19 protein-coding genes are annotated in these 23508 nt (G+C 71.0%); 12 read left to right on the top strand and 7 right to left on the bottom strand.

Features of this window, described 5'->3' with window-relative positions:
* Positions 1-123: 123 nt before the first annotated feature.
* Together ABD747_RS12745 and ABD747_RS12740 are read left to right on the top strand one after the other, a co-directional pair.
* Positions 124-1089 carry a glycosyltransferase family 2 protein gene (locus ABD747_RS12745; protein ID WP_344805042.1) on the top strand — a complete coding sequence of 322 codons (966 nt, stop codon included), beginning with the start codon at positions 124-126 and terminating at the stop codon, positions 1087-1089.
* Between the two features lie 22 nt (positions 1090-1111).
* On the top strand, positions 1112-2461 hold the full coding sequence (locus ABD747_RS12740; RefSeq protein WP_344805040.1) for a glycosyltransferase family 2 protein: 1350 nt from the start codon (positions 1112-1114) through the stop codon (positions 2459-2461).
* Here the strand turns inward: ABD747_RS12740 and ABD747_RS12735 are convergent.
* Positions 2444-3595 carry a UDP-galactopyranose/dTDP-fucopyranose mutase family protein gene (locus tag ABD747_RS12735; RefSeq protein WP_344805038.1) on the bottom strand — a complete coding sequence of 384 codons (1152 nt, stop codon included), beginning with the start codon at positions 3593-3595 and terminating at the stop codon, positions 2444-2446. The two genes, ABD747_RS12740 and ABD747_RS12735, sit on opposite strands and share 18 nt — an antisense overlap.
* 63 nt (positions 3596-3658) lie before the next feature.
* Here ABD747_RS12735 and ABD747_RS12730 point away from each other — a divergent pair, with 63 nt between their 5' ends.
* A complete protein-coding gene (locus ABD747_RS12730; protein ID WP_344805036.1) occupies positions 3659-4582 on the top strand; it encodes a glycosyltransferase in 924 nt (307 codons plus the stop codon).
* Between the two features lie 14 nt (positions 4583-4596).
* Here ABD747_RS12730 and ABD747_RS12725 read toward each other — a convergent pair whose 3' ends face one another.
* From ABD747_RS12725 to ABD747_RS12715, 3 genes are all read right to left on the bottom strand, one after another.
* Entirely contained in the window at positions 4597-4986 is a 390-nt protein-coding gene (locus tag ABD747_RS12725; RefSeq protein ID WP_344805033.1) for a hypothetical protein, read from the bottom strand.
* A gap of 62 nt (positions 4987-5048) precedes the next feature.
* On the bottom strand, positions 5049-7097 hold the full coding sequence (locus tag ABD747_RS12720) for a DUF6020 family protein (protein ID WP_344805031.1): 2049 nt from the start codon (positions 7095-7097) through the stop codon (positions 5049-5051).
* An 89-nt stretch (positions 7098-7186) separates the two neighbouring features.
* Complete coding sequence (locus ABD747_RS12715) at positions 7187-8035, bottom strand: EamA family transporter (protein ID WP_344805029.1); 849 nt, start codon at positions 8033-8035, stop codon at positions 7187-7189.
* 61 nt (positions 8036-8096) lie between these two features.
* On the opposite strand from ABD747_RS12715, the gene ABD747_RS12710 reads away from it, so the two are divergent.
* From ABD747_RS12710 to ABD747_RS12700, 3 genes are all read left to right on the top strand, one after another.
* Positions 8097-8285: a hypothetical protein gene (locus ABD747_RS12710; RefSeq protein ID WP_344805027.1), complete on the top strand. Its 189-nt coding sequence runs from the start codon at positions 8097-8099 to the stop codon at positions 8283-8285.
* 531 nt (positions 8286-8816) lie between these two features.
* The gene (locus ABD747_RS12705) at positions 8817-12344 is read left to right on the top strand and encodes a PKD domain-containing protein (RefSeq protein ID WP_344805025.1); all 3528 of its coding nucleotides are present in this window, start codon (positions 8817-8819) and stop codon (positions 12342-12344) included.
* 137 nt (positions 12345-12481) lie between these two features.
* The gene (locus ABD747_RS12700) at positions 12482-12652 is read left to right on the top strand and encodes a hypothetical protein (protein WP_344805023.1); all 171 of its coding nucleotides are present in this window, start codon (positions 12482-12484) and stop codon (positions 12650-12652) included.
* 33 nt (positions 12653-12685) lie between these two features.
* On the opposite strand, the gene ABD747_RS12695 is transcribed toward ABD747_RS12700, so the two are convergent.
* A complete protein-coding gene (locus tag ABD747_RS12695) occupies positions 12686-13693 on the bottom strand; it encodes a DNA topoisomerase IB (protein ID WP_344805021.1) in 1008 nt (335 codons plus the stop codon).
* An 82-nt stretch (positions 13694-13775) separates the two neighbouring features.
* Positions 13776-16418, bottom strand: a complete 2643-nt coding sequence (locus ABD747_RS12690) for a hypothetical protein (protein ID WP_344805019.1) — start codon at positions 16416-16418, stop codon at positions 13776-13778.
* 259 nt (positions 16419-16677) lie between these two features.
* Between ABD747_RS12690 and ABD747_RS12685 the strand changes: the two genes are divergently transcribed.
* The 6 genes from ABD747_RS12685 (at position 16678) to ABD747_RS12660 (ending at position 22488) form a co-directional block, all read left to right on the top strand.
* On the top strand, positions 16678-16881 hold the full coding sequence (locus tag ABD747_RS12685; RefSeq protein WP_344805017.1) for a hypothetical protein: 204 nt from the start codon (positions 16678-16680) through the stop codon (positions 16879-16881).
* A 58-nt stretch (positions 16882-16939) separates the two neighbouring features.
* Positions 16940-19876, top strand: coding sequence for a helix-turn-helix transcriptional regulator (locus ABD747_RS12680; RefSeq protein WP_344805015.1), 2937 nt, complete (start codon positions 16940-16942; stop codon positions 19874-19876).
* A gap of 315 nt (positions 19877-20191) precedes the next feature.
* Positions 20192-21364 (top strand): glycosyltransferase, encoded by a 1173-nt coding sequence (locus ABD747_RS12675; protein WP_344805013.1) that lies wholly within the window; start codon positions 20192-20194, stop codon positions 21362-21364.
* Positions 21361-21717, top strand: coding sequence for a VOC family protein (locus ABD747_RS12670; RefSeq protein ID WP_344805011.1), 357 nt, complete (start codon positions 21361-21363; stop codon positions 21715-21717). Before ABD747_RS12675 ends, ABD747_RS12670 begins: the two co-directional genes overlap by 4 nt.
* A 47-nt stretch (positions 21718-21764) precedes the next feature.
* Positions 21765-21902 (top strand): DLW-39 family protein, encoded by a 138-nt coding sequence (locus ABD747_RS12665; protein WP_344805009.1) that lies wholly within the window; start codon positions 21765-21767, stop codon positions 21900-21902.
* Between the two features lie 40 nt (positions 21903-21942).
* The gene (locus ABD747_RS12660) at positions 21943-22488 is read left to right on the top strand and encodes a GNAT family N-acetyltransferase (RefSeq protein WP_344805007.1); all 546 of its coding nucleotides are present in this window, start codon (positions 21943-21945) and stop codon (positions 22486-22488) included.
* Between the two features lie 8 nt (positions 22489-22496).
* Here the strand turns inward: ABD747_RS12660 and ABD747_RS12655 are convergent, their stop codons facing one another.
* Positions 22497-23501: a LacI family DNA-binding transcriptional regulator gene (locus ABD747_RS12655; RefSeq protein WP_344805005.1), complete on the bottom strand. Its 1005-nt coding sequence runs from the start codon at positions 23499-23501 to the stop codon at positions 22497-22499.
* Positions 23502-23508 lie beyond the last annotated feature (7 nt).

Genomic DNA, 23508 nt, shown 5'->3' with positions numbered 1-23508 from the left:
CGCGCCGCGCCGCGTGTGTGCCGCCGCGTGTGTGCATAGGGTTCCGGCGAGGCGGGCATCCGCCGATCTCTGCGGGCTCGACAGCCGTCGGCCTCGCCCGACCAGCCCGGAAGTGGACTACGTGTGACGAACCAGCCAGACCTGTCGGTGATCATTCCGATGCACAACGCGAGTGCCACCGTCACCGGCGTCGTCGAGTCGTTCCTGAGTGTCGACGCGGTGTCGGTGGAGGTCATCGTGGTCGATGATGCGTCCACCGACGGCTCCGTCGCCCAGCTTCGGGCACTGGACCGGCCCGAGGTGGTGGTCGAGGGCTTCAGCACCAACCATGGCGCCGGCCTGGCCCGCAATCTGGGCTTCGCCCGTGCGCGCGGGCGCTACGTGTTGTTCTTCGACGCCGACGACGAGATCCACCCGAGCAGCCTGCGCGTGGCCATCGACTCCCTGGACGACACCGGTGCCGACGTGGCGATGATGCCGTACAACTACCGCCGCGGGCAGGCCAACGGCGACGAGGCGATGAACTCCTTCGACGCCTCGGTCTGGGCCCAGTACGCGACGGCACCGCGACGGGTGGCCCGGCTCAGCGACGTACCGCGGCTGCTCGGCTTCTCCAACTATCCGTGGAACAAGCTCGCCCGCACCGAGCACTACCGTCGCACCGGCCTGCGTTACGGCAGCACGCCGGTGCACAACGACGTACTCGGGCACTGGCTCACCTTGCTGGACGCCCGGAGCATCCTGCTGCTGGACCAGCCGCTGTGTACCCACATCGTCGCCGAGGGCGGCCGCAACCTCACCAACCGCGAGAGCCGGGCCCGGCTGAGCCTGATCGACGCGCTGAACGAGACCTATACCGAGCTCGAGGCGAGGCCGGAGAAGCGGAACCGGTATTCCCACCACTACTGGGATTTCGTCCTCCGGGTGGCCGGCTGGGCGAAGAGCCGCGTGACGCCGGACGTGCTGGACGAGTTCAACCTCGGTCTGCAGCAGCACCTGCTCCGGATCGACGTCGGCGACTTCGCCCGAATCCGGCTGCGGCGAGACTCAGGGCTCGCCAGTCGTATCGTCCGCACGTCGCTGGCCTGACCAGGGGAGAGGAACCAGATTCGTGGCTGAGCTCAGCATCATCGTCACCTCCTACAACATCGAGTCCTATATCGATCAGTGCCTGGCCAGCGTCGCCGCCCAGACGCTGACCGATATCGAGGTGCTGGTGGTCGACGACGGATCCTCCGACAGCACACCGGAGAAGATCGCCGCGTTCTGCGCCGACGACCCGCGCTTCATCCCGGTGCTGCTCGGCGAGAACAGCCCGGGCGGTGTGGCGACAGCGGCCAACGCCGGTCTGGACCGCGCGAGCGGGGAGTGGGTCGGCTTCGTCGACGGCGACGACTACGTCGAGCCGACGATGTTCGAGCGCCTGGTCGATGCCGCCGACAGCTGCGATGCCGACCTGGCGATGTGTGAATACCAGGAGGTCGTCGACGAGACCGGCGAGCGGCGCGACCCGGCCGACGCCCACCGCTGGGCCGAGCTGCCAGGCTCGTGCTACCCGCTGGACGTGCAGACCCGGCGGCAGGTGCTCCGCTTCATCGCCGTGCCCTGGCGCAAGCTGTATCGCCGGAGCCTGCTGGAGGACAACGCGATCCGGTTCCCGGTCAGCGACGCCTTCTACGAAGACAACCCGTTTCACTGGTTCTCGGTGGTCTCGGCCCGGTCGATCGCGCTGGTGCCCGAGGTGCTGTGCTATCACCGGGTCGGCCGGACCGGCCAGACCATGGCGACCGCCGACGAGCGGCTCTTCAAGATCTTCAGCCACCATGACACCATCCACAGCTGGCTGGAGCGGCGGCGTGTGCTGGAGGTCTATCAGACGACGCTGCTGGGCTGGGTGATCTCGCAGTTGGAGTGGATCTCCCGCCGGACTCCGCCGGAACTGCGACGCCGGCTGTTCGACATCCTCGTCCCGATTTTCGCCGAGTACACCCCGGACACCATCGCCGCGGCGCTGCGGGAGGGCAACAAGGGGGTCACGGCACAGCGGTTGAGCATGGCGCTGCACAAGCGCGAATACGGCAGCTTCGTCCGCAGCCTGTCGAGCAACCCGGGCTCCAACAATCCGGTGGTCACCGCCGCGTTCCACCTGCGGCACTCGGGCGTCCAGCACACCGCTGTGCTGACGGGGCGCTATCTGCGCAACGTCATGCAGGGCAACCGGGTCGGCAAGGTCGTCGGACGCGCCACCAGACGCGGCGGCGAGCCGCGACGCCAGGACACGATGTTCGGTCTGATGGTGATCCAGCAGCAGTTGCGGGTGCTCGAGGGCCGGCTCACCGCACTGGAAGTCGGGCTGGCCGGCGTCGACGACCGGATGACCGACCTCCTCGCGCGGATCGACGCCGGGCAGGCCGAGGCAGCCGAGGCGGAGGCGCTGATCGGTTCAGGCGTCGACGAATAGCGACGGAACAGCGGCGCCGGAGCCGATAGCGTCCAGGATTCCGTCGGCGGCGGTCAGGGCTTCGCCGATGGTCACGTCCATGTCGAGATAGCGGTACGTCCCCAGCCGGCCGACGAACGTCACGCCGGCCTCGGCCCGGGCTGCGTCCAGGTACTGGCCGAGCACGCTCTTGTCGTTGGCCAGCCGGATCGGGTAGTAGGGAATGTCCCCCTCGCCGGCCAGCCGGCTGGTCTCCCGGAAACAGACCGTGCCCTCGTGCTCCTCCCAGGGTGCAAAGTGCTTGTGCTCCGCGATCCGGGTGTAGGGCACCTCGACGTCGCCGTAGTTCATCACCGCGCAGCCGATGTGGTCGCCGGTGTCCCGGATCTCCTCGAAGTCCAGCGTCCGGTAGCCCAGCCGGCCGAACCGGTAGTCGAACCACGCGTCCAGCGGGCCGGTCCAGATCGAGTGGTCGAACTGGCCGCGGTCGGCCACCCCGTAGCCGGTGGACAGCAGCACCTCGATCCGCGGGTGGTCGAGGATCTGCTGCACGATCGAGGTGTAGCCGTCCCGCGGGATCGCCTGGTGCGGGTGGTTGAAGTAGGAGTCCTCGTAGCTGAACCGCAGCGGCAGCCGGCGCAGCACCGCGGCGGGGATCTCGGTCGGCGGCAGCCCCCACTGTTTCGTGGTGTAGCCGAGGAAGAACGCCTCGTAGAGCCGGCGGCCCATGAACTTCAGCGCCTGCTCCTCGAAGTTCCGCGGTTCGCCGATCGTGGAGTCGGCCTGCTCGGCGATGAAGGCCCTGGCCTCGGCCGGGTTGAGCGCGGTCTCGAACAGCTGGTTGATGGTCAGCAGGTTCACCGGCAGCAGGTAGACCCGGCCGCCGACGGTGGTCCGGACCCGGTGGTTGTACGGCATCATCGTGCCGAACCGGTTCACGTACTCCCAGACCCGTTCGTTGCCGGTGTGGAAGATGTGCGGCCCGTAGCGGTGGATCATCACGCTGGTCTCGGGGTCGCGCTCGGTGTGGCAGTTGCCGGCGACATGGTCGCGGGTCTCGAACACGGTCACCTCGTGGCCGGCCTCTGCCAGCTCGCGGGCGATGACTGCGCCTGAGAATCCCGCCCCGGCGATACCGAATCTCTTCGTCGTCACCCCGCAACCCTAGTGGTCGCCACTGGCCACGGCCCCGCGGCCGGAACCCGTAGAATCCCCTCGATGGCCCAAATCGTGCAGGTTCCGCCGGTGACCGCCGGCGATCGGCCGCGATGGTCGGTCGTCATCCCCGTTCACAACTGCGCCGACTATCTCGCTCAGGCGCTGCCGGAGGTGCTCGCCCAGCTGGCCGGGCGGGATGACGCCGAGATCATCGTGGCCGACGACGCGTCTACCGACGATCCCGGCCGGGTGGTCGAACGGCTCGGCGGGGGGAAGGTCGTATTCAGCCCCAATCCGACGCACCTCGGGGCGATCGGCACCTTCAACCGCTGCCTCGAGCTATCCCGGGGTGAGCTCGTCCACCTGCTGCACGGGGACGACGGGGTGCTGCCCGGCTTCTACGCCGGGATGGAGCGAGCCCTGGCCGGTTCCGATGCCGTGGCCGCGGTCTGCCGGGTGCAAGACATCGACGGCGACAACGAGCTGCTGTACGTGACGAAGTCGTATCGCAACGGCACCGGGATCTGGCCCGACGCGCTGGACGCGTTCGCGGTGTCGAACCGGGTCCGGGCCCCGGGGATCGTGGTGCGGCGCGCGGCGTACGAACGGATCGGCGGCTATCGCACCGATCTGCCGCACGCGGCTGACTGGGACATGTGGACCAGGCTCGCTGCCAGTGGACCGATCATGTTCGTCGACGAGGTGCTGGCGCTGTATCGGCGACACGGCTCGTCCGACACCTCGGTCCGGGTGCAGACCGGGGAGAACGTCCGCGAACGGGTGACCGCGATCGGCGTGGTGTCGGGCTACCTGCCCGCCGAGCGGCGGCCGCGGACGACCCGGAAGGCGCTGGCGTACGCGGTCGTCTTCGCCGGTCGGACGGCGCTGAACCAGGCCCGGGCGGGGAACTGGGCGGCGGCCGGCCACCAGGCCAGGGAGGCGGCTCGCTGCGCGCTGATGCTGCCCCGCGGCATCCGAGCCTGAGCCGGCGGAGCGGATCAGGGCGGAGGCTCGGTGCCGGTCGTCTCGGCGGTGCGGATCTCGCCGTGGATGAAGATGGACCAGATCGCGCGCAGCGCGGCCCGCTTCTTCGGCGCCTGTTGCACGATCGTCTTGACCTCGCTGCCGGCGACCCAGAAGCCGAGCAGCCCGATCACGGTTTGGATGACGACGATGGTGCCGGTGACCACGGCCACGCTCGGCGGTACCGGCAGCCCGGACAGCGCCTGGGTGATGGCCGGCCCGAGCGCCCAGAACGGGATCCACCAGAGCAGGATCAGGGCGACGCCCAACCTCAGTCGCAGCGGCGAGGCCCCCGTGGCGGCCGGCTCGGAGACCGGATCGGACTCGGGCGGCCCCGGTTCGATCGTGGGCGTGTCGTCGGACATGAGACCTTCTCGGTTCTGCTCTGGTGCGGCGCGATCCGCTCGGGATGAGCATGACAGGTCCGTCAGGGTGCTGGCGCCGATCGGCGAGCGGCGGGCTGCTCGACGGACCCACGCTCCGCTGCGTCCAGCGGGTCGGATGGCACCCCGAGACGTCGGCCGGAGCCGGCGCGCCCGGTGAGGTCGATGGCCCCCGGAGCGGGCAGCGCGGCCCGCCGAGGGGACCGCCCGGACGAGCGGACCGACAGGGCCACCGCCGAAACCGCGAGCGGCAGGCCCATGAACAGGGGGAGCGTGTAGCGCTGCCCGCCCGAGACCGGCCCGGCCAGGCAGGTGAGCAGCAGGATGCCGGCGGGCACGAACAGCGCAAGGCTTCGCGGCCGCCGACGCCGGGCCACCAACGCGGCACTGATCAGCCAGGCCCAGCACACCGGGGCCGGCGACATCGCCGAGCCGAGCAGCGGGATGGCTCGGTAGCCGTCGTCGTGCACACCGTTGCGATAGTCGCGGGTCGGCACGAGCCCGCTGGCCAGCACGGCGGCAGCCGGGCCGGAGGCCGGCCGGCCGGAGGGTATGTCGAGATGGATGTCGCGGACGTTGTTGTCGGACCACCAGTTCGGGCCGTCGTAGGGCGGGGCATCCGGATCCCAGTAGCCGACGGTGTTGGCGAGGGTTGCCGCCAGTGCGGTACCGGGGAATCGCGCGGCCAGCGACGCCCAGCCGGCGAGCAGCTCCCCGGTGCTGTGCTGGAACCAGGCCTTCCGCGCTCCCAACTTCATGGGGTCGGCCAACGCCGGGACGTAGTGCGCGCCGAGCTGGTCCGGCGGCATTCCGCCGAAGATCCGGGTGAGGAACTGTTTGTCGGGCTCGGTCAGCGAATCGAGGTCGTCGTCGGCGATCCTCGCCAGTTGTTGGAGCGGCACCGCAAATGCCTCGTCCTCGGGACCGGGCGCCACCCGCAACGCAGAATAGAGCGGACCTCGGTAGAGGAGGAAGGCGATCAGCACGACGCCCAGCACGGCGAGGACGTGCCTCCGGTGCTGCCACAGCGGGCCGAGCAGGATCGGCAGCGCGAGCGCGAGCACGTAGATCCCGTTGTTCCTCGTGGCGAACGCGACGATCGCGGCGAGGGAGAGGAGCACCCAGGGCCAGCGCCGGGCGGCGCTGGCCGGAGGACCGAACGAGAGTTCGCCCAGACAAACGAGCAGCACCGTGACGGCGATCGAGAACGGTACGTCCTTCACCACACTGACGCTGTACATGCCGAAGATCGGCAGCAGGGCCAGCCAGCAGAGGCCGAACACCCACAGCCCACGCGAGACTCCCCAGATCGCGAGCCGCCAGAGCATGAAGGTGAAGGCCGCGGAGGCGGCCAGCAGGTAGGTCAGCATGGCGAGGGCGACGCCGCCCGCATCCCCGGTCCCGAGGGTGGTGCCGAGCCACTGGAAGGCGGTGATCAGCACGGACGACCCGACCGGTTCGTACGAATCCCACGGCCGCGTGCCGCGAGCGTAGGAGTAGCTCCGGAAGGTGTCGAAGAAGACGATGCCGGGCCAGTACGTGAGAACGTACGGCAGACGGGACAGCACGAAGATCCCCATCACCATGGCCAGCCCGATCCGGCGTGGGCGGGCACGCGGTGAGCGTAGGGCGCTGAGCAGACGACCGACCGGCCCGGGCCTTTCGTCCAGGACCCCGACGACGCGCCCCGCACGGGCGTCGACGACCTGGATCAGGGCAGCGAGGCCGGCGCTGGCCATCCAGCCGGTTCCCAGGAAATGGACGACCGTCCAGACGAGGTGGTCAGCGGTCAGCAGCGGTGCCAGCAGCGCGTTCTGCGTGCGCAACGACCAGCCGATCAGCTGCGCTGCCGCAAACAGGGTGCCCAGGCCGAGCCCCCAACGCCACGCCGAGCGGGAGGCCCGGCGAAGCGTCCAGATCCCGCCGGCGGTGAAGGCGGCGAACACGACGACGGCCGAGGCATTCGGCCCACGCAAGGTGAACAGCAGCGGTCCGGCCACGGGTTCGGAATAGATCGCGAGCACGGCGAGCAGGGCCCCGACCGCGGCCAACAGGGGGGACAGTCGGGCCAATCCTGCCGCGATCGACCTCACGCAGAAAGCGTACGTCGCCCCTTGCGCCTTTTATCTGACCCTCGACCTTTTTCCTCCGGCCATCCTTTTCCCGGCGCCCGACCCCACGGTCAGCCCAGCTGCAGCGCGACGACACCCGCGACCGCGACGACGGTCAGAGCGGTCCGGGCCGGGCTGAGCGGCTCGCGGAAGAACAGCCAGCCGATCACACCGGCGAGCAGCACGCTCGTCTCGCGCAGGGCCGAGACGAGCGCGAGCGGCGCCTGGTTCTGTGCCCACACCACGATGGCGTACGCGATCAGCGACATGGTCCCGCCGAGCAGGCCCAGCCGCCAATGGCTACGGAGCTCACGGCCGAGCCGGCGGGAGTTCGTGGCCAGCAGCACGCAGGCGATCGGTAGCGTGATGCCCTGCACGGCGAACAGGGCGGCGGCGTAGCCGAGCGGCGCGCCGGACTGGCGGACTCCTTGACCGTCCACCAGGGTGTACCCCGCGATGCAGACGGCGGTCAGCACGGCCAGGCCGACTCCGCGGCGGGAGCCTGACTGCGGGGCCGGTCCGACGAACGTCAGAGCGATCAGGGCGCCGGCCACCACGGACACGCCGACCAGCTGGATCGGACTCAGCCGCTCGCCGAGGACGACGACCGAGACCAAGCTGACCTGGACCACCGCCAGGCCGCGGATGAGGGGATAGAGCTGGGAGAAGTCGCCGTGCCGGTAGGCGGCGGTGAGCAGGATCAGATAGACCGTCTGCAGCACCGCCGACGCGGCCAGATACGGCCAGGATCCGGTCGCGGGCAGCGGCAGCAGAGCCAGCCCGATCGCGCCGCCGAGCAAATAGCTCAGCCCGATCAGCATCGATGCGGCCAGTCGATCGGGGATGTTCTTCGCGACGGCGTTCCAGCCCGCGTGCAGCGCGGCGGCGACCAGGACCAGGCCGACGACGTACGCGCTCATCGGACAGCAAGGTAGCCCGTGTCGCCGGGTAGCGCCCCCGCCGGTCGGGTAGGACTGAGACATGACCACCGCAGCGCAGGAACCGCAGGATGCCGACCCGACTCAGCTCGAGGATGCCGGTGCCGCGATCGACGAGGCCAAGGCGGCGGCCGGGCGAGTGGCGAAGGACGACAGTATCGATACCGGCGGCGACCTGCCGACCGAGGACGAGAACGTCCCCGCGGTGCCCGAATCGCCGTCGTCGGACTGAGTTCGGGAGCGGGCAAAAGAAAACTGTTGTCCGCTCGTTCTGCAGACAATTGACCTCAACGATGGAATCCGTACGCTAAAATCTGGGCGGAGAGCCGATAACGGCGCCCGAAAGTCGTTCCTGACCAGGGGAAATGTCGGTGCTGACGGACCGGGCGAGGGGCCGTTCGACTGTCTGCTGAGGCTGCGCACTTTTGTGCGTCCGGAGGGCGTGGGCCGGATGAGATGTCGCTAATCGACCGCCAGCACTTCCGTGGTGACTTACGCTTTTCCTAGCTGGGGGCTTTGTGCCCTCGGCTGCGCTGGTCATGCAAGTTTCGGGGGGATCGTCGCGCAGGCGGCAGGCGCGGTGCACTGGGGACGTCGGGGTCACCGGACGTGGGCACCGCGGAGACGGCACGGAGAGTGCCGTCAGTGCTCGCGTATCACCAATCGCCCCCGGGCTTCTATGCCTGGCGGAGACCCATGCCGGGTCGGGGACGGATTGGTCGATGGGGGAGTCGGGACCGCGATGATGGTTTCTGCAACACGAATGCTCAAGCGCGCCAGCGCGCTCGTGGCCGGTGCCACGCTACTGGCGTTGGTGGGACTGGCGACACCGGCACAGGCCGACACGGCCCCGGCCGATCCGACCAACCCGGCGACGCCGACGACGGTCTCGGCCGACCCGCTGCCCACCGTCCAGATCGACGGGGTCGCCTGGACCCAGCTGATCGTCGGCAACACGGTGTACGTCGGCGGCAACTTCACCACCGCCCGCCCGGCCGGCGCGGCCGCCGGAGTGAACACCACCGCGCGCGCCAACCTGCTGGCCTACAACCTCACCACCGGTGAGCTGATCACCAGCTGGGCGCCGGCAACCAACGGCGAGGTCTACGCGCTCGCGGCATCGCCGGACAACTCGGTGATCTACGCCGGCGGCGCGTTCACCACCGTCAACGGCATCATCCGCAACCGGATCGTGGCCCTCAACCCGAGCACCGGCGCGGTCATCAACAGCTTCCAGGCCGGCGCGGACGCGAGCGTCCGGGCAATCGTGCCGACCGCCGGCACGGTCTATTTCGGCGGCGTCTTCACCAGCGTCAACGGCACGGCCCGCAGCCGACTGGCCGCGGCGCAGGCGAGCGACGGCTCGCTGCTCAGCTGGGCGCCGACCGCCACCAGCGCGACCGGGGTGTCCGCCCAGGTCAGCGCGATGGCGATGTCGCCGAGCGGCGACAAGCTGCTGATCGGCGGCAAGTTCCAGTCTCTGAACGGCTCGTCCAACCCGGGCTACGGCCTCGGTGCGGTGGACCTGAACGGCAACAGCCTGCCGTGGGCCGCGAATTCCGTCGTCCGCGACGCCGGCGACAACTCCGGCGTCACCGCGCTCACCACCGACGGCAGCTATGTCTACGTCTCCGGGTACGTGTTCGGCGCCGGCGGCAACCTCGAGGGGATCACCAAGCTGAACTGGAGCGACGGCTCCATCGTGTGGCTCGAGGACTGCCACGGCGACACCTACGGCACCTACCCGATGGCCGGCGGCGGCGAGGTCTACGCGGTCAGCCACGCTCACTACTGCGGCAACCTGCCCGACGGCTTCCCGCAGCTCGCGACCTGGATCAACCACTGGGGCACCGCGTTCAGCAAGACCGCGACCCAGACCCTGACCCGCGACCCGCTGGGCTACCCGAACTGGGCCGGCTATACCGCGCCCAGCCTGCTGAAGTGGAACCCCAAGCTGACCGCCGGCACCTTCACCGGACAGGCTCAGGCCGGCTGGACGGTCACCGGCAACGGCCAGTACGTCCTCTACGGCGGCGAGTTCCCGACCGCCAACGGCGTGACCCAGCAGGGCCTGGTTCGCTATGCGGTCTCCTCGATCGCCCCGAACAAGATCGGTCCCGAGCTGACCGGCTCGAAGCAGAACCCGACCCTGACCTCGGTCCGGCCGGGCGAGGTGCGGGTCAGCTGGCTGGCCAACTGGGACCGGGACAACGAGAACCTGACCTACAAGGTGATCCGCGACGGCAACACCACCAAGCCGATCTACACCACCACCGCGCCCTCCAGCGAGTGGTACCGGCCCGGGATGGGCTACGTGGACACCGGTCTCACCCCCGGCCAGACGTACAAGTACCGCATCTTCGTCAGTGATCCGTTCGGCAACGAGGTGCGCTCCGACACCATCACGATCGTCGCGGCGAGCGCGAGCTCGGTGCCGACGTACGCCTCCGGCGTGCTGGCCGACGGGGCCGGCGACTACTGGCGGCTGGGTGAGCCGGCCGGCTCCACCACCCTGGTCGACCTCGCGCCCGGGTTCGGCAACCTGAGCGCGCAGGCCGGCGTGACCATGGGCGGTGCCGGCGTGATCGCCGGCGACACCGCGGCCACCTTCGGCGGCACCAACACCGGCTGGGCCACCACCAACACCTACGCCAGCGCGCCGAGCACGTTCAGCACCGAGGCATGGGTCAAGACCAGCACGACCAGGGGCGGGAAGATCATCGGCTACGGCTCCAGCTCGACCGGATCCAGCTACACCTACGACCGGCAGGTCTACATGCTGAACAACGGCAAGCTGTCGTTCGGCATCTACACCCCGGCGCTGGTTCGCCAGGTCATCACCAGCCCGAACGCGTACAACGACGGCAAGTGGCACCACATCGTGTCCACCTTCGGCAGCGGCGGGATGGCACTGTACGTCGACGGCGCCAAGGTGGCCTCCACCACCGGCGTCACCACGGCCTACGACTACAAGGGCTTCTGGCGGATCGGTGGCGACAACCTCGCCAACTGGGCCAGCCGGCCGTCCAGCGACTACCTCGCCGGCAGCATCGACGAGGTCGCCGTCTACCCGAGCGTGCTGAGTGCCAGCCAGATCTCCCAGCACTACACCCGTGGCACCGGCGGCTCGGTGAACGTGCCGCCGACGGCGTCCTTCACGACGTCGGTCAACAAGCTCTCGGTGAGCGTCGACGGCTCGGCCTCCTCCGACCCCGACGGCACGATCGCCAGCTACGCCTGGAACTGGGGTGACGGGAGCACCGGCACCGGCGCGACCGCCAGCCATACCTACGCCAGCGCGGGAACGTACACGATCACCCTGACGGTGACCGACAACACCGGGGGCACCGGCGGGACGGGAACCACCAGCAAGAGCGTGACCACGACGGCGAACGCGGCGCCGACGGCGGCCTTCAGCAGCTCGGTGAGCGACCTGCTGGTCTCCTTCGACGCGTCCGGCTCCGCCGACTCCGACGGCACCATCAGCTCCTACGCCTGGGACTTCGGTGACAGCACGACCGGCACCGGGGTCAGCCCCAACCACAGCTACGCCGCGGCCGGGGACTACCAGGTCAAGCTGACCGTCACCGACAACGACGGCGGCACCGGCTCGGTGACCAAGACCGTGACGACGACCGCGCCCACCGGACCGATGGCCAGCGACGACTTCGGCCGCACCGTCTCCGGGGGCTGGGGCAGCGCCACCAAGGGCGGCCCGTGGACCTTGTTCGGCGGTTCGAGCGCGTTCTCCGTCGACGGATCGTCCGGCAACATCTCGCTGACCAAGGCGGGCGCCGGCCCGCGGGCCGTGTTGACCGGCGTCAGCTCGACCAGCACCGACCTGACCGCAAAGGTCTCCTTCTCCAAGCTCGCCGACGGCGGCGGCGAGCAGGCCGGTGTGGCGGCGCGGGTGGTCGGCAACGACGAATACCGGGCGAAGGTCAAGGTGGCCGCGTCGACCGGGCAGCTGACCCTCTATCTGACCAAGATGGTCGGCGGCACCGAGACGACGATCACCTCGGTCACCCTCGGCTCGGCCAACAACTACACCGTCGGCTCGCAGCTGCAGCTGCGGATGCAGGCGGTCGGCACCGGCACCACCACGCTCAAGGCCAAGATCTGGAAGGTCGGTGCCAGCGAGCCCAGCAGCTGGAACCTGACCGGGTCGGACACGTCCTCCTCGCTGCAGGCGGCCGGCGGGGTGAGCGTGCTCGGGTATCTGTCCGGCTCGTCCACCAACTTCCCGATCACGGTCGCCTTCGACGACCTGGTCGCGCAGACCGCCGGATAGCCGGTCGAGCGCGCGCCGCGCAGCGCACCATCGAGACGCCCGATCCCTTCGCTGGGGTCGGGCGTCTCGGCGTCGCACGACCGTCCGGTATCTCGCCGCGGCCTCGCGGCTCTCAACGGGTCGAGGAGGCGATGGACGTGGACGAACCCGGGGACTGGGCGCTCCTGATGGTGCCGATCGCGGTCTGTCTGGTGCTGGTGATCCTGGCCGGCGCCATGGGCGTGTTCCGGACCGACAGCCCGGTCGAGACCGACGTTCGGGTCGGTTGCGTCGGTGCCGGACCGATCACGCTGGGCTGTCGCCGCTGAAGGGTCGGAGCTCCCGCGCGCAGCCGTCCCGGGCTAGCGGAGCTTGTCCTTCGGGGCCCGCAGCAGGTTCAGCACGGCTCGCTCGATCCTGCCGTGCGTCGTCCCGTCGGAGAGGTCGGCATCGGTGCCGGCCAGCTTCGGCGAGATCGTCACCCCGTCCGCGAACAGGTCGACCAGGCGCGGGTCGACGTAGGACTTCCGGGCCACCGAGGGGGTGTTGCCGAGATAGCCGGCGACCTCCTTCATCGCCGTCGACACGGCCCTCCGCCGCGCCGTCACGGTTCGGGCCTCCTCGTTCGCTTGGGCCAGGGCGACCGCGGCGATCACGGTGCCGTGCCAGGTGCGGAAGTCCTTCGCCGAGACCTCGCCACCGACCACCTCCTTGACGTAGGCGTTGATGTCGGCCGAGGTCACGTCGCGCCAGCGGCCGTTCTCCTTGTAGGCCAGCAGTTCGGCACCGCCCGAGCGGCGCCGGAGCAGGTCGCGGACCGCCTGGCGGACGAGGTCGTCGGCGAGGGCCACGTATCGCTCCTGGCCGGACTTGGCGACGTAGTCGAAGACCACCTCGCCGCCGGCGACGGTGACGTGCTGCTTCTGGATGGTGGCCAGGCCGAAGCTGTTGTTGGTCTCCGCGTAGGCCTCGCCACCGATCCGGAAGAAGCCCAGGTCGAGCAGCCGGAACGCGGTCCCGAGCGCACGTTCGTACGGCATCCCGTCCAGCTGCAGGTCCTTCGCCACCCGCCGGCGCGCCTTCGGCAGGTGGGCGGCCACCTCCAGCACCCGGTCGTGCTTGGACTTGTCCCGCCTGATCCGCCACTGCTCGTGGTACAGGTACTGCCGGCGCCCGGCGTCGTCGGTGCCGACCGCCTGCAGGTGCCCGTTCGGGGCCGGGCAGATCCACACCTCCTCCCAGGCGGGCGGGATGACGAGCAGCTTGCAGCGCTCGACGTCGGCCGGATCGAGCCGCTTGCCGTCGTTGTCGAGATAGATGAATCCCTTGCCGGCACGCCGGCGGGTCCAGCCGGGGTCCTTCGGCGACACCGTTCGCAGTCGGGGCACACCGAAGTCATACCCGGTTCCTGACGAAACCCGCCTTTCCGGCGCCGGCCGGCTCGAACGGGGCTCAGCCGAGCGGTGTCACCGACAGATCGTCGTAGCGGACCGTGAGCGCGCCGGAGGTCGTCGACGAGCTGAGGTACGTCCGCAGCGAGACCCCGCCCGCGGCCTGCATTGCCGCGGTCGAGTCGGTGGCGCTGGCCTGCCAGGTGCTGGGCTCGGTGCCGCCCGCCTTCCACACCCTGGCCCGGATCGTGGTCGGCGCGGTGCCCTGGACCTGGATCCGGACCCGCAGCGTGTCGCCGGCCGCCAGCGTCAGGCCGGTCACCGTGCCACCGGTCAGCGTGGTGTCGCCGCGGCTGGTCTGGACGGCGACCGTGCCGTCGGGATTGATCTTGACCCGGCCGCCGTACTCGACCCCGTCGACCCGGCGGCCACCGACGTACGCGTAGAGGGCGCCGTTCGGGATCGCCGAGGGGGACAGGCTCACGGCGGTCTCGGCGGCCGTCGAGGACACCCCGTTCAGCGCGGCCACGGTGCTGGCACCCGCGGCCAGTTGCTGGCTGCCGGCACCGCCGCCGACGGCATAGCGCGCGGCGGTGCCGGCCACCGTCCAGGCGCCACCGGCGTCCGCGCTGCCCCAGCCGGCGCTCACCGTTCGTCCGAACGCGTCGGTGGCGAGCGCGGTCGGAGGCGGGGGATCGGTCGGGGGATCGGGCGGGGTCGGCGGAGTGGTCCCGCCGACCGGCACGACGCTCAGGTTGTCCGCCCGCAGCACGAGCGGCCCGTTCGTGGTCGAGCTGGACAGATAGCCGGCGATGGCGATCCCGCCCGCGGCCTGCAGGCCCGCGGTGCTGTCGGTCACGCTCACCTGCCAGTTCGCCGGTTCGGTCGAGCCGGCCTTCCACACCTTGGCCCGGATCGTGGTCGGCGAGGTGCCCTCGACCTGGACCCGCGCGCGCAGCGTCTCGCCGGCGGCCACCGTGGTGGTGGGGATGGTTCCGGTCGCGATCACCGTCGTCGACCGGGTGAGGTTCAGGCCGACCCCGCCACCGGGGGACACCTTGACCCGGGCGGCGTAGTCGGCGGTGCCGACCCGCCGGCCGGCCAGGTAGCCGTAGACGGCGCCGTTGGGAATCGAGCCGAGGGAGAGGTCGGCGGTCGTGTCGGTCGAGGTGGCCGAGACCCCAGCCAGTGCGGCGGTCAGCGTGCTGCCGGCAGGAATGGTCTGGATGCCGCTACCACCGGTCACGCTGTAGCGGCTCGCCGTGCCGGCGACCGACCAGGCACCGCCGGTCTCGGCGCTGCCCCAGCCGGCGGTGACGGTTCGTCCGAAGCCGTCGGCGGCGAGCGTGCTCGGCGTCGCCGCGGCGGAGCTGAAGGTCCAGGTCGGGCCGACGACGGAGGACGTGCCGTCGCTGACGATCGCGCGCCACTCGTACGCCGTTCCGGGGTTGGTGGTGAGGTCGACGGAGGCGGTCGCGCCGGAGGCGGCGCTGACCCGGCCGACGTCGGCGAACGGAGCCTCGCCGATCCTCATGTCGTAGGGAATGGTGAACGAGCTGTCCGCGTCGGTCTCGAACCGGTTCAGCGTCGGGGAGTAGGTCACTGCCTGGATCAGGTTCTGCGACGGCTTGAACGTGTAGTAGCGCAGCCAGCCGTCGCCGCCGTTGACCCGGCTCTGGTAGTCGCTGAGCGCCATCCGGACCGGCTGCCCGCAGGAGTTGTTCTGCTCCCGGTAGGCCTCGCCGAGGTCGCCGTCGTGGTTGTGACCGTTGATCACCATGAAGATGCTGCAGCTGGGCGCCACCAGCTTGTCCCAGATCTGATCGGGGAAGTTGCCGCCCGGCCTGGTCACGGAGTGGCTGAACGAGCCGTCGGTCCCGATCATGTTGTGGGTGACCAGGATGGCCCGGCGCTGCGGATAGGCGGCGAGCACCTTCTTGGCCCAGTCCAGGGCGTAGTCGGGCGCGTTGAACTCCAGATTGACGACGAGGAAGTCCATTCCGCCGGCGGTGAGCAGGACGAACGAGTCCTGGTTCTTCCGGTCGACCGGGTCGGTGCCGAACAGGTTCTGGCCGAGGTATCCGCCGTAGCGGACATCTGCGGAGTTCCAGCTCGCGCCGGCGTAGCGCGAGGGCGGGAAGTATTGGTCGAACAGCGGCGCGCTGCCGGTGCTGACGTTCATGTCGTGGTTGCCGGTGGTGACGGTGTTCGGCACGCCGGCGTTGTCCAGCGTGGCCATGTACTGCGACGCCGCCTGGAACTGGCTCACGCTGTCCGGCTGGCCGGTCAGGTCGCCGAGGTGGGTCACCAGGGCCGTGTTGAGATCGGCACGGTGATCGACGATCCACTGGGTCTGCGCTGCCATGATCGGCCGGTTGGCGGAGATGCTGGTGTAGTTCTGGGTGTCCGGAAGGGTGACGAGGGTGAAGTCGGCGTTGGTATTCGTCGACGCGCCGCCGGTCGTGGGACGGGCCTGGAATCGTACGTCCAGCGGGTCGCCGTCGGGATCGCTGACCCGGACCTGCAGCCGCGTCGGCGACGCCACCTGGGCGGCGGCGTCGGCGGGGGCGACGAGCGTCGGTGCCGACGGTTCGGCGGCCTGTGCCGGAGCGGCCACCAGGGCGGTGCTCATCCCGAGCACCAGCCCGAGCGTGGCGGCGAGGACTCGCCGTCGGGACGGCGTCGGCGGTCGCCGTGTTGTCATCTGGAACTCCTCACCCGGTCGGGCGCCCGGTCAGCCGCGGGTGCGCAGGGGGGATGACACATGGTTCCACGGCACGGACGGCCGCGCGGGCGTTCGCGCATTTCTCACCGTCGGTCCCGCCGTCTGAGGTACCTGAGGTACCTCACCGGGACTGCGGTACCGAAGATCAGGCATCTGCTCGATGGGCGCACCCCCGTCTTAGACCGAGTCTGGATTCATCGAGGGAACGGCCTCGAGAACCGACGAGGAAGGCCCGGACATGAGCATCTACGGCGACTACAGCCACACCATCCTGCACCACCAGAGCGAGCGCGACCTGATCGTGGCCGCCGAGCACCGCCGGCTCGCCGCCGAGGCGTCCGGCGCCGGCTATGCCACCCCGTGGTGGCGGCGGCTGCTGCACTCCGATCAGCGCAGTTCCGTCCGCGGACTGCCGGCGCGGACCGTCCGGCCCGCGCACTGACGCCCCGGACCCGATCCGCGATGTCAGCGTGTCGATGATGGCCGAAAGCGTGTCGACGATGACCGAAAGCGTGTCGATGATGTCGGCGCTCGATGGCACGATGGACGACATGAGCCGCCCCGACCGCAGCGCTGCCCGTCGGCAGGGTGCTGTGGTCGGGCGGGCGGCGCAGCTGGACGAGCTGGCCGCCGTGCTCGATGAGGTGGCGACCGACGGCAGCCGGCTCGTCCTGATCGGTGGCGAAGCCGGCTCGGGCAAGACCACCCTGCTCGAGGCGTTCGCGGCGAGGCTGGGCGCGGGACGGGGCGCGGCGGGTTCGGCCCAGTTGGTGCAGGGACAGTGCGTGGCGCTGGGCGGTGAAGGGTTGCCGTATGCGCCGATCGTCGGTGCGTTGCGCGGGCTGCTGGCGACGTACGGCCGGGATCAGGTGCTGGAGTGGGCCGGTCCGAGCCGGGCCGCCCTGGGTGTGCTGCTGCCGGGACTGGTGCCCGGAGCCGAACCCGGCGAGTCGGTCAGGTTGCAGCTGTTCGAGGCCGTCGCCAGGCTGCTGGAGCACGCCGGCAGCCGGCGGCCGCTGGTGCTGGTGGTCGAGGACATCCATTGGGCCGACGAGTCCACCCGGCACCTGCTTCGCTTCCTCGCCCGGGCGCTGACCGACGCCGCCGTGTTGGTGGTGGCGACCTACCGAACCGACGAGCTGACCCGCCGGCACCCGTTGCGGCCCTTCCTGGCCGAGATCGGACGGCTGCCGCGGACGGTCCGGATCGACGTCGAGGGCCTGGACCGCGACGAGGTCGGCGAGTTGCTGTGCGGTCTGCTGGGCCGCGATCCGTCGCCGGCGGTGGTCTCCCTGGTGCACCGGCGCAGCGAGGGGATTCCCTACTTCGTCGAGGAGCTGGCCCGGTCCGCGGCACGCGGCTGTGTCGAGATGCCCGACACCCTGCGGGACGCGCTGATCGTCCGGATCCAGGCGATGTCGGACCAGGCGCAAGACGTGGTGGCGCTGGCCTCGGTGGGTGGTCAGCGGATCGACCACGAGCTGCTGCAGGCCGTCGCGGAGCTGCCCGACGCGCAGCTCGAGGCCGGGCTGCGGGAGGCGGTCGACGCCGCGGTGCTGCGCACCGACGAGGACGGCTACGTGTTCCGGCATGCGTTGCTGCGCGAGGTCGTCCACGAGGATCTGCTGCCCGGCCAGCACGCGCGCCTGCACGGCCGGTTCGCGGCCGTGCTCGAGGCACGGCCCGACTTGGTCGGCCCCGAGGTGGCGGCCCTGGAGATCGCCCACCACTACAGCGCGTCGCACCAGAGCGACAAGGCCTTCCGCTGGTCGGTGACCGCGGCGACCTCGCGCTCGGCGGCGTACTACGAGACCTTGAAGATGTACGAGCGGGCGCTCGACCTGTGGGACCAGGTCGACGACCCGGAGTCGATCGCCGGCCCGCGGGCAAACGTGCTGGAGCGGGCCGCGCAGGTCGCCTGGGACGCCGGCGAGCACGAGCGGGCGCTGGCCCTGATCCACCGGGCACTGGAGGAGACCGGACCGGAGCCGAGTGTGGAGCTGGCTCGCCGGATGATGGTCAAGAGCAAGGTGCTCGGCGCGCTGATGCGGCTGGGCGCGGTCGAGTCCGCCGAGGAAGCGGTGGCTGCGATGCCGGCGAGCATCGGTCTGCGGGAGAAGGCGCAGGTGCTCAACCAGCTGTCGACCGTGCTGATGCTGGTCGGGCAGCACGCCCGGGCGGTGGAGACGGCGGAGGCGGTGATCGAGGCTGCGGTCGCCGCGGGGTCGGTGAAGCTGGAGGCCAACGGCTATCTGTCCCGAGGCAGCGCGCTGGTCGGCCTGGGTCGCGAGCAGGAAGGGCTAGCGGACCTGGTCCGCGGCGGTGAGCTTGCCGCCGGGGACACCCGGACGATCGTGCGCTACTACGTGAACTACTCCGACGCGTTGCACCTGGCCGGCCGCTACGACGACGCGGCCGAGCAGGCGCTCGCCGGCATCGAGGTCGCCCGCAGCATCGGTCTGGAGCGCTCCCTGGGCAGCATGCTGGCCGGCAACGCGGCCGAGCCACTGATCGCGCGCGGCGAGTGGGACCGGGCCGCGCGGATGATCGCCCGTGCGTTGGAGCTCGACCCGCCGCTGCAGCACCGGGCCCACCTGCGGATGCTGCGCGCCTGGCTGCTGGTCTGGCAGGGGCGGCTGGACGATGCGGACGCGCTGCTGGCCGAGTTCCGCAGCCTGATCCAGCCGGTGCAGCCCGCACCGCAATATGCGAGCGGTGCGATCCGGGTCGACGCCGAGCACGCGCTCGCCGTCGGCGATGCCGTGCGGGCCTGGGACGACCTGCAGAACTTCCTCGACCGGGTGGAGATCTATTACGCGCCGCTGGTGTTCCCGCTGCTGGCGCTCTCCGCCGCCGCCGCTCGCCGGCTCGACGCGATCGACGACGGGACCCGCGGGGCGCGGATCGGTGCGCTGCTCGACAGCGTCCGGCCGACGCTGCTGCGGCCGCAGTGGGAGCCCCTCATCCGGGCGGAGCTGAGCGACACCACGGAGGAGTGGCGGGTGGCCTACCGGCACGCGCTCGGGCGCAACGTGCCGGCCTACCTGGCGCCGTACGCGGGACTCCGGCTGGCTCACCACCTCGGTGGTCCCGGCGACCGGGCCGAGGTGCGGTCGGTGCTGGCGGAGTCGATCGAGCGGTCGGAGGCGCTCGGCGCGGCCCTGGTCACCGACCGGCTGTCGACGCTGGCCCGGCAGCACGGGCTGACCGCGGAGCCACGCCCCGACGGTCCGGCCCTGGCCGAACTCACCCCGCGCGAGCTGGAGGTGCTCCGGCTGGTGGCGGAGGGCCGCACCAACGGCGAGATCGGTACGACCCTGTTCATCAGCACCAAGACCGCGTCCGTACACGTCTCGAACATCCTCGCCAAGCTCGGCGTCTCGGGCCGGGGCGAGGCGGCCGCCATCGCGCACCGCCAGGGCCTGGTCGGCGTCTGATCCCGGCGCCTGCTCGCGGAGGCTCGGGCGGCCGCACCCGGTGCCCACCCCACCAGGTCGCTCGCGTTCGCCTCGCCTGGGACCCAGTTCGCCCCGCGTCGCCTCGCCTGGGACCCACTTCGCTCGCTTTCGACCCACTTCGCTCGTCTTGCTGGTCGCGCGAACAAGGTGGAACCCGCGCGAAGATGGCCCGCGCGAAGATGGGCCGGGCGGCACGGGCCGGGCGGGACCGGCCGGGCGGGGACGGGCAGAGGCCGGAAGGTCCGGCCGGTCGACCAGGTATCACCGGCGCCGGCCGGCGTCTCCTGGGGTGTCATGCGCCTGCTGTTCAGCTGCACCCCGCTGACCGGACACCTGCTGCCGCTGCTGCCGCTGGCCAGGGCAGCGGCCCGCGCCGGGCACGAGGTGGTGATCGCCTCCGGTCCGGATCTGTGCGCCGAGATCGAGCGACAGGGTTTCGCGGCCTGGCCGGTCGGCCCGTCGATGGCCGAGATCCGGGCCCTGATGGCCGGCACCGTGCCCGAGCCGGGCACCGCGCCCGGGCCGGAGCGGGTGTTCGCCAGCGCGCTCGGGATGTTCATCCGACCGTCCGGATCCCGCGCGGTCGAGCTACGGCTCCGGGCCGAGGACTGGCGTCCGGACGTGGTTGTCCAGGAGCCGTACGAGCTCGGCGCCGGGTTCGTCCAACCCGCCACGGGCCGCCGGATCGTGCACGGACTGGGAGCGGACTATCCGCGGTTCGCCGACTTCGTCGCGATGGGGCACGGCCAGCTGTCGGCCATGCTGGGGCTGCCCGATCCACACCGGGCCTATCTCGACGCGCCCTACCTCGACCCCTTCCCGGCCCGGCTCCAGCCGCCGGTACGTCCCTGGCGCGACATCCGCCCGATCCGGCCGGAGGCCGGCATCCCGGTCACCGGCGCCGCCGACTCCGGCGCGACGCTCCCCGAGTCGTTTCGCCGGCTCCCGTACGAGCGGACCGTCTATCTGACCCTGGGCACCGTGTTCACCGCGATCGAGCGCTGGCGCGCGCTGCTGGCTGGCGTCGCCTCGCTTCCGGTCAACGTGGTGGCCACGACCGGACCCGGACTCGATCCGGCCGAGCTGGGCAGCCTGCCGACGAACGTCGCGGCGGAATGCTTCGTGCCGCAGGCACTGATCCTGCCGCACTGCTCGGCGGTGGTGTGTCATGCCGGCGCCGGTACGGTGCTTGGTGCACTGTCGGCGGGGCTGCCGCTGGTGTTGCTGCCGGCCGGCGCCGACCAGTTCCAGAACGCCGCGGCGGTCGTGCGAGCCGGGGCGGGGATCATGCTGGCGCCCGAGGAGGTCTCCGCCGCGACGGTCGCGGCGGCGGTGCGCACCGTGCTGGACGATGCCGCTCGGCGGGACGCGGCGCGGCTGCTCGGCCGCGACCTGGCGGCGCTGCCGAGCGCGGACGACGCGCTCGCCGACGTACTGTCGGAGGCGCGTGCGACCGTGTCGGGATGAAGATCTCCCGGACCCTCGTCGTGCTCGATGCTCCCGATCTCGCCGCGGAGAGCGGCTTTTGGGCCGCTGTGTTCGGTGGCACCGTGGATGCCGAGGACGACTGGCACACCGTGATGGTCGACGGTGCGCCGCGGCTGGCGGTGCAACTGGCGCCCGGTCTGGAGCCGCCCGACTGGCCGCACGGGATCCCGCAGCAGTTGCACCTCGACGTCTTCGTGGAGGACGTCAAGGAGGCCTCCGACGAGGTGCTCCGGCTCGGCGCCCGGCTGTTGCAGGAGGCCGACCTCGACGCCGCGGAGGGCTACGTGGTCTTTGCCGATCCGGCCGGACACCCGTTCTGCCTGTGCTGGTAGCCGCCTGTCCCGGCCGTCTCCGGCCGGCCACCGTCTAAGGTAGCGGGGTGAAGTGGAAGCTCCTGCTCGCGGCCGGTGCGATCGCCGGCGGCGCGGCCTACGTCGCCCGACAGCGCGCGCGGAGGGCACGCCGCGATGCCGAGCTCTGGGCCGAGGCGACCGACCCCATCGCCCCGGGCGGCTGAGCCGCCCGATGCTTCGGGCGTCGACCCCGGCGCGGCCCGGATGAGGGTCTCGACCGAGCGGCTGGACCTGATCCCGGTCCGTCCCGAGCATGCCGAAGAGCTGGTCCGGATCCACGGCGACCCGAGTGTCGCGTACTGGTTCGCGGGTGCCTGGTCCGCCGACCGGGCCCGGACCTGGGCGGCCGACCAGGCCGAGGCGTGGCGCGAGCACGGAGTCGGCCGGTGGATGGCCTACCGGCGCACCGACGGTGTGCTGATCGGCCGGGGCGGGTTGATGCGGATGGAGCTGGCCGGTCGGCCGGTGCTCGATCTGGGCTGGGTCGTCCGCGACCGGTACGTCGGCCAGGGCTTCGCCACCGAGATCGGCCGGGCGTCGGCCGCCTTCGGCTTCGAGACGCTCGGGGCCGCAGAGATCCACGCCTACACCGAGCAGGACAACCTGGCCTCGCGGGCGGTGATGGTCAAGCTCGGGATGACCGAGGTCGGTCCGATGGACGACTCCGGACTGCTCGCCGGCATCCCGCTCGACCGCGAGCTGGCCCCGTTCGTCGGCTACCGGCTGAGCCGACCCGTCCCGGCCGGCTGAGCGCGCCGTCAGGCCGAATCGCGGACGATCAGCTCGACGATGTCCGAGCCGGGATAGCGCGGGGCGGGCTCGTCGGCGAGCCCGGCGATCACGGCCGCGGCGAGGTAGGCCGCCAGCCCGCCCGAGTCGGTGGCGACGGTGGTCAGCGCTGGATCGACGATCGCGGACAGCGGCAGGTCGTCCACCCCGATCACGGCGAGGTCGGTGGGGATCGAGACGCCGACCTCCCGGGCGCCGCCGAGCACGGCGACCGCTACCTCGTCGTTGTAGGCGCAGACGGCGGTGACCGGGTCGGGCCCTGCGGTCCACTGCCGCACCGCCGCGACCGCACTCGGCCGATCGATCCGCACCGTGCGTACGTCCGGGGGATCGAGCCCGAGCTCGGCGCAGGCTGATCGCACCCCGGCCAACCGGGGCTCGGCGAAGACGAGCACGCGCTCGTCGTCGGGGAACGCGTAGCCCAGCCGGCGGTGGCCGCGGGCGGCGAGGTGCTCGGCCTGGAGCCGGCCGGTCCGCTGCTCGGAGACGGCGAGACCGCCCGCGTCGCCGCGCTGGAACAGACCCACCGTCACCTTCACGCCGGCGGCCCGCATGGCCGCCTGGTCCGCCGGCTCGATCGGGTCCCAGGTGAGCACCGCCGCGGGTGAGATGGCCTTCCAGATCTCGGCCACCGGGCGCCGGCTGCCGGCTCGGGGATGGGCCACGAAGATCAGCCCCACGTCGGCGAGCGCGACCGCGAGCTGCTCCAGCATCGCACCCACCATCCGGCCGAACGGCCAGTCAGGCAGCAGCGCGAGCACGACCTCGGACCGGCCGCTGCGCAGTGAGCGGGCCGCGGCCGACGGCGCATAGCCGAGCCGATCCACAGCGTCCCAGACCCGCCGCCGGGTTGCCTCCGGTATCCGCTGGTTCGGCGTGTCGTTGAGGACGTAACTCACCGTCGCTCGCGAGACCCCGGCTTCCCGGGCGACGTCCACGCTGGTCAGCCGCCGCTTCCGGGCCTGGTCGCTCACCGAAACC

The organism is Microlunatus ginsengisoli, assembly GCF_039537205.1.
GTDB lineage: Bacteria > Actinomycetota > Actinomycetes > Propionibacteriales > Propionibacteriaceae > Microlunatus > Microlunatus ginsengisoli.
Note: the sequence above shows the minus strand (reverse complement) of the source record. Positions and strands in the feature narration are given on the sequence as shown.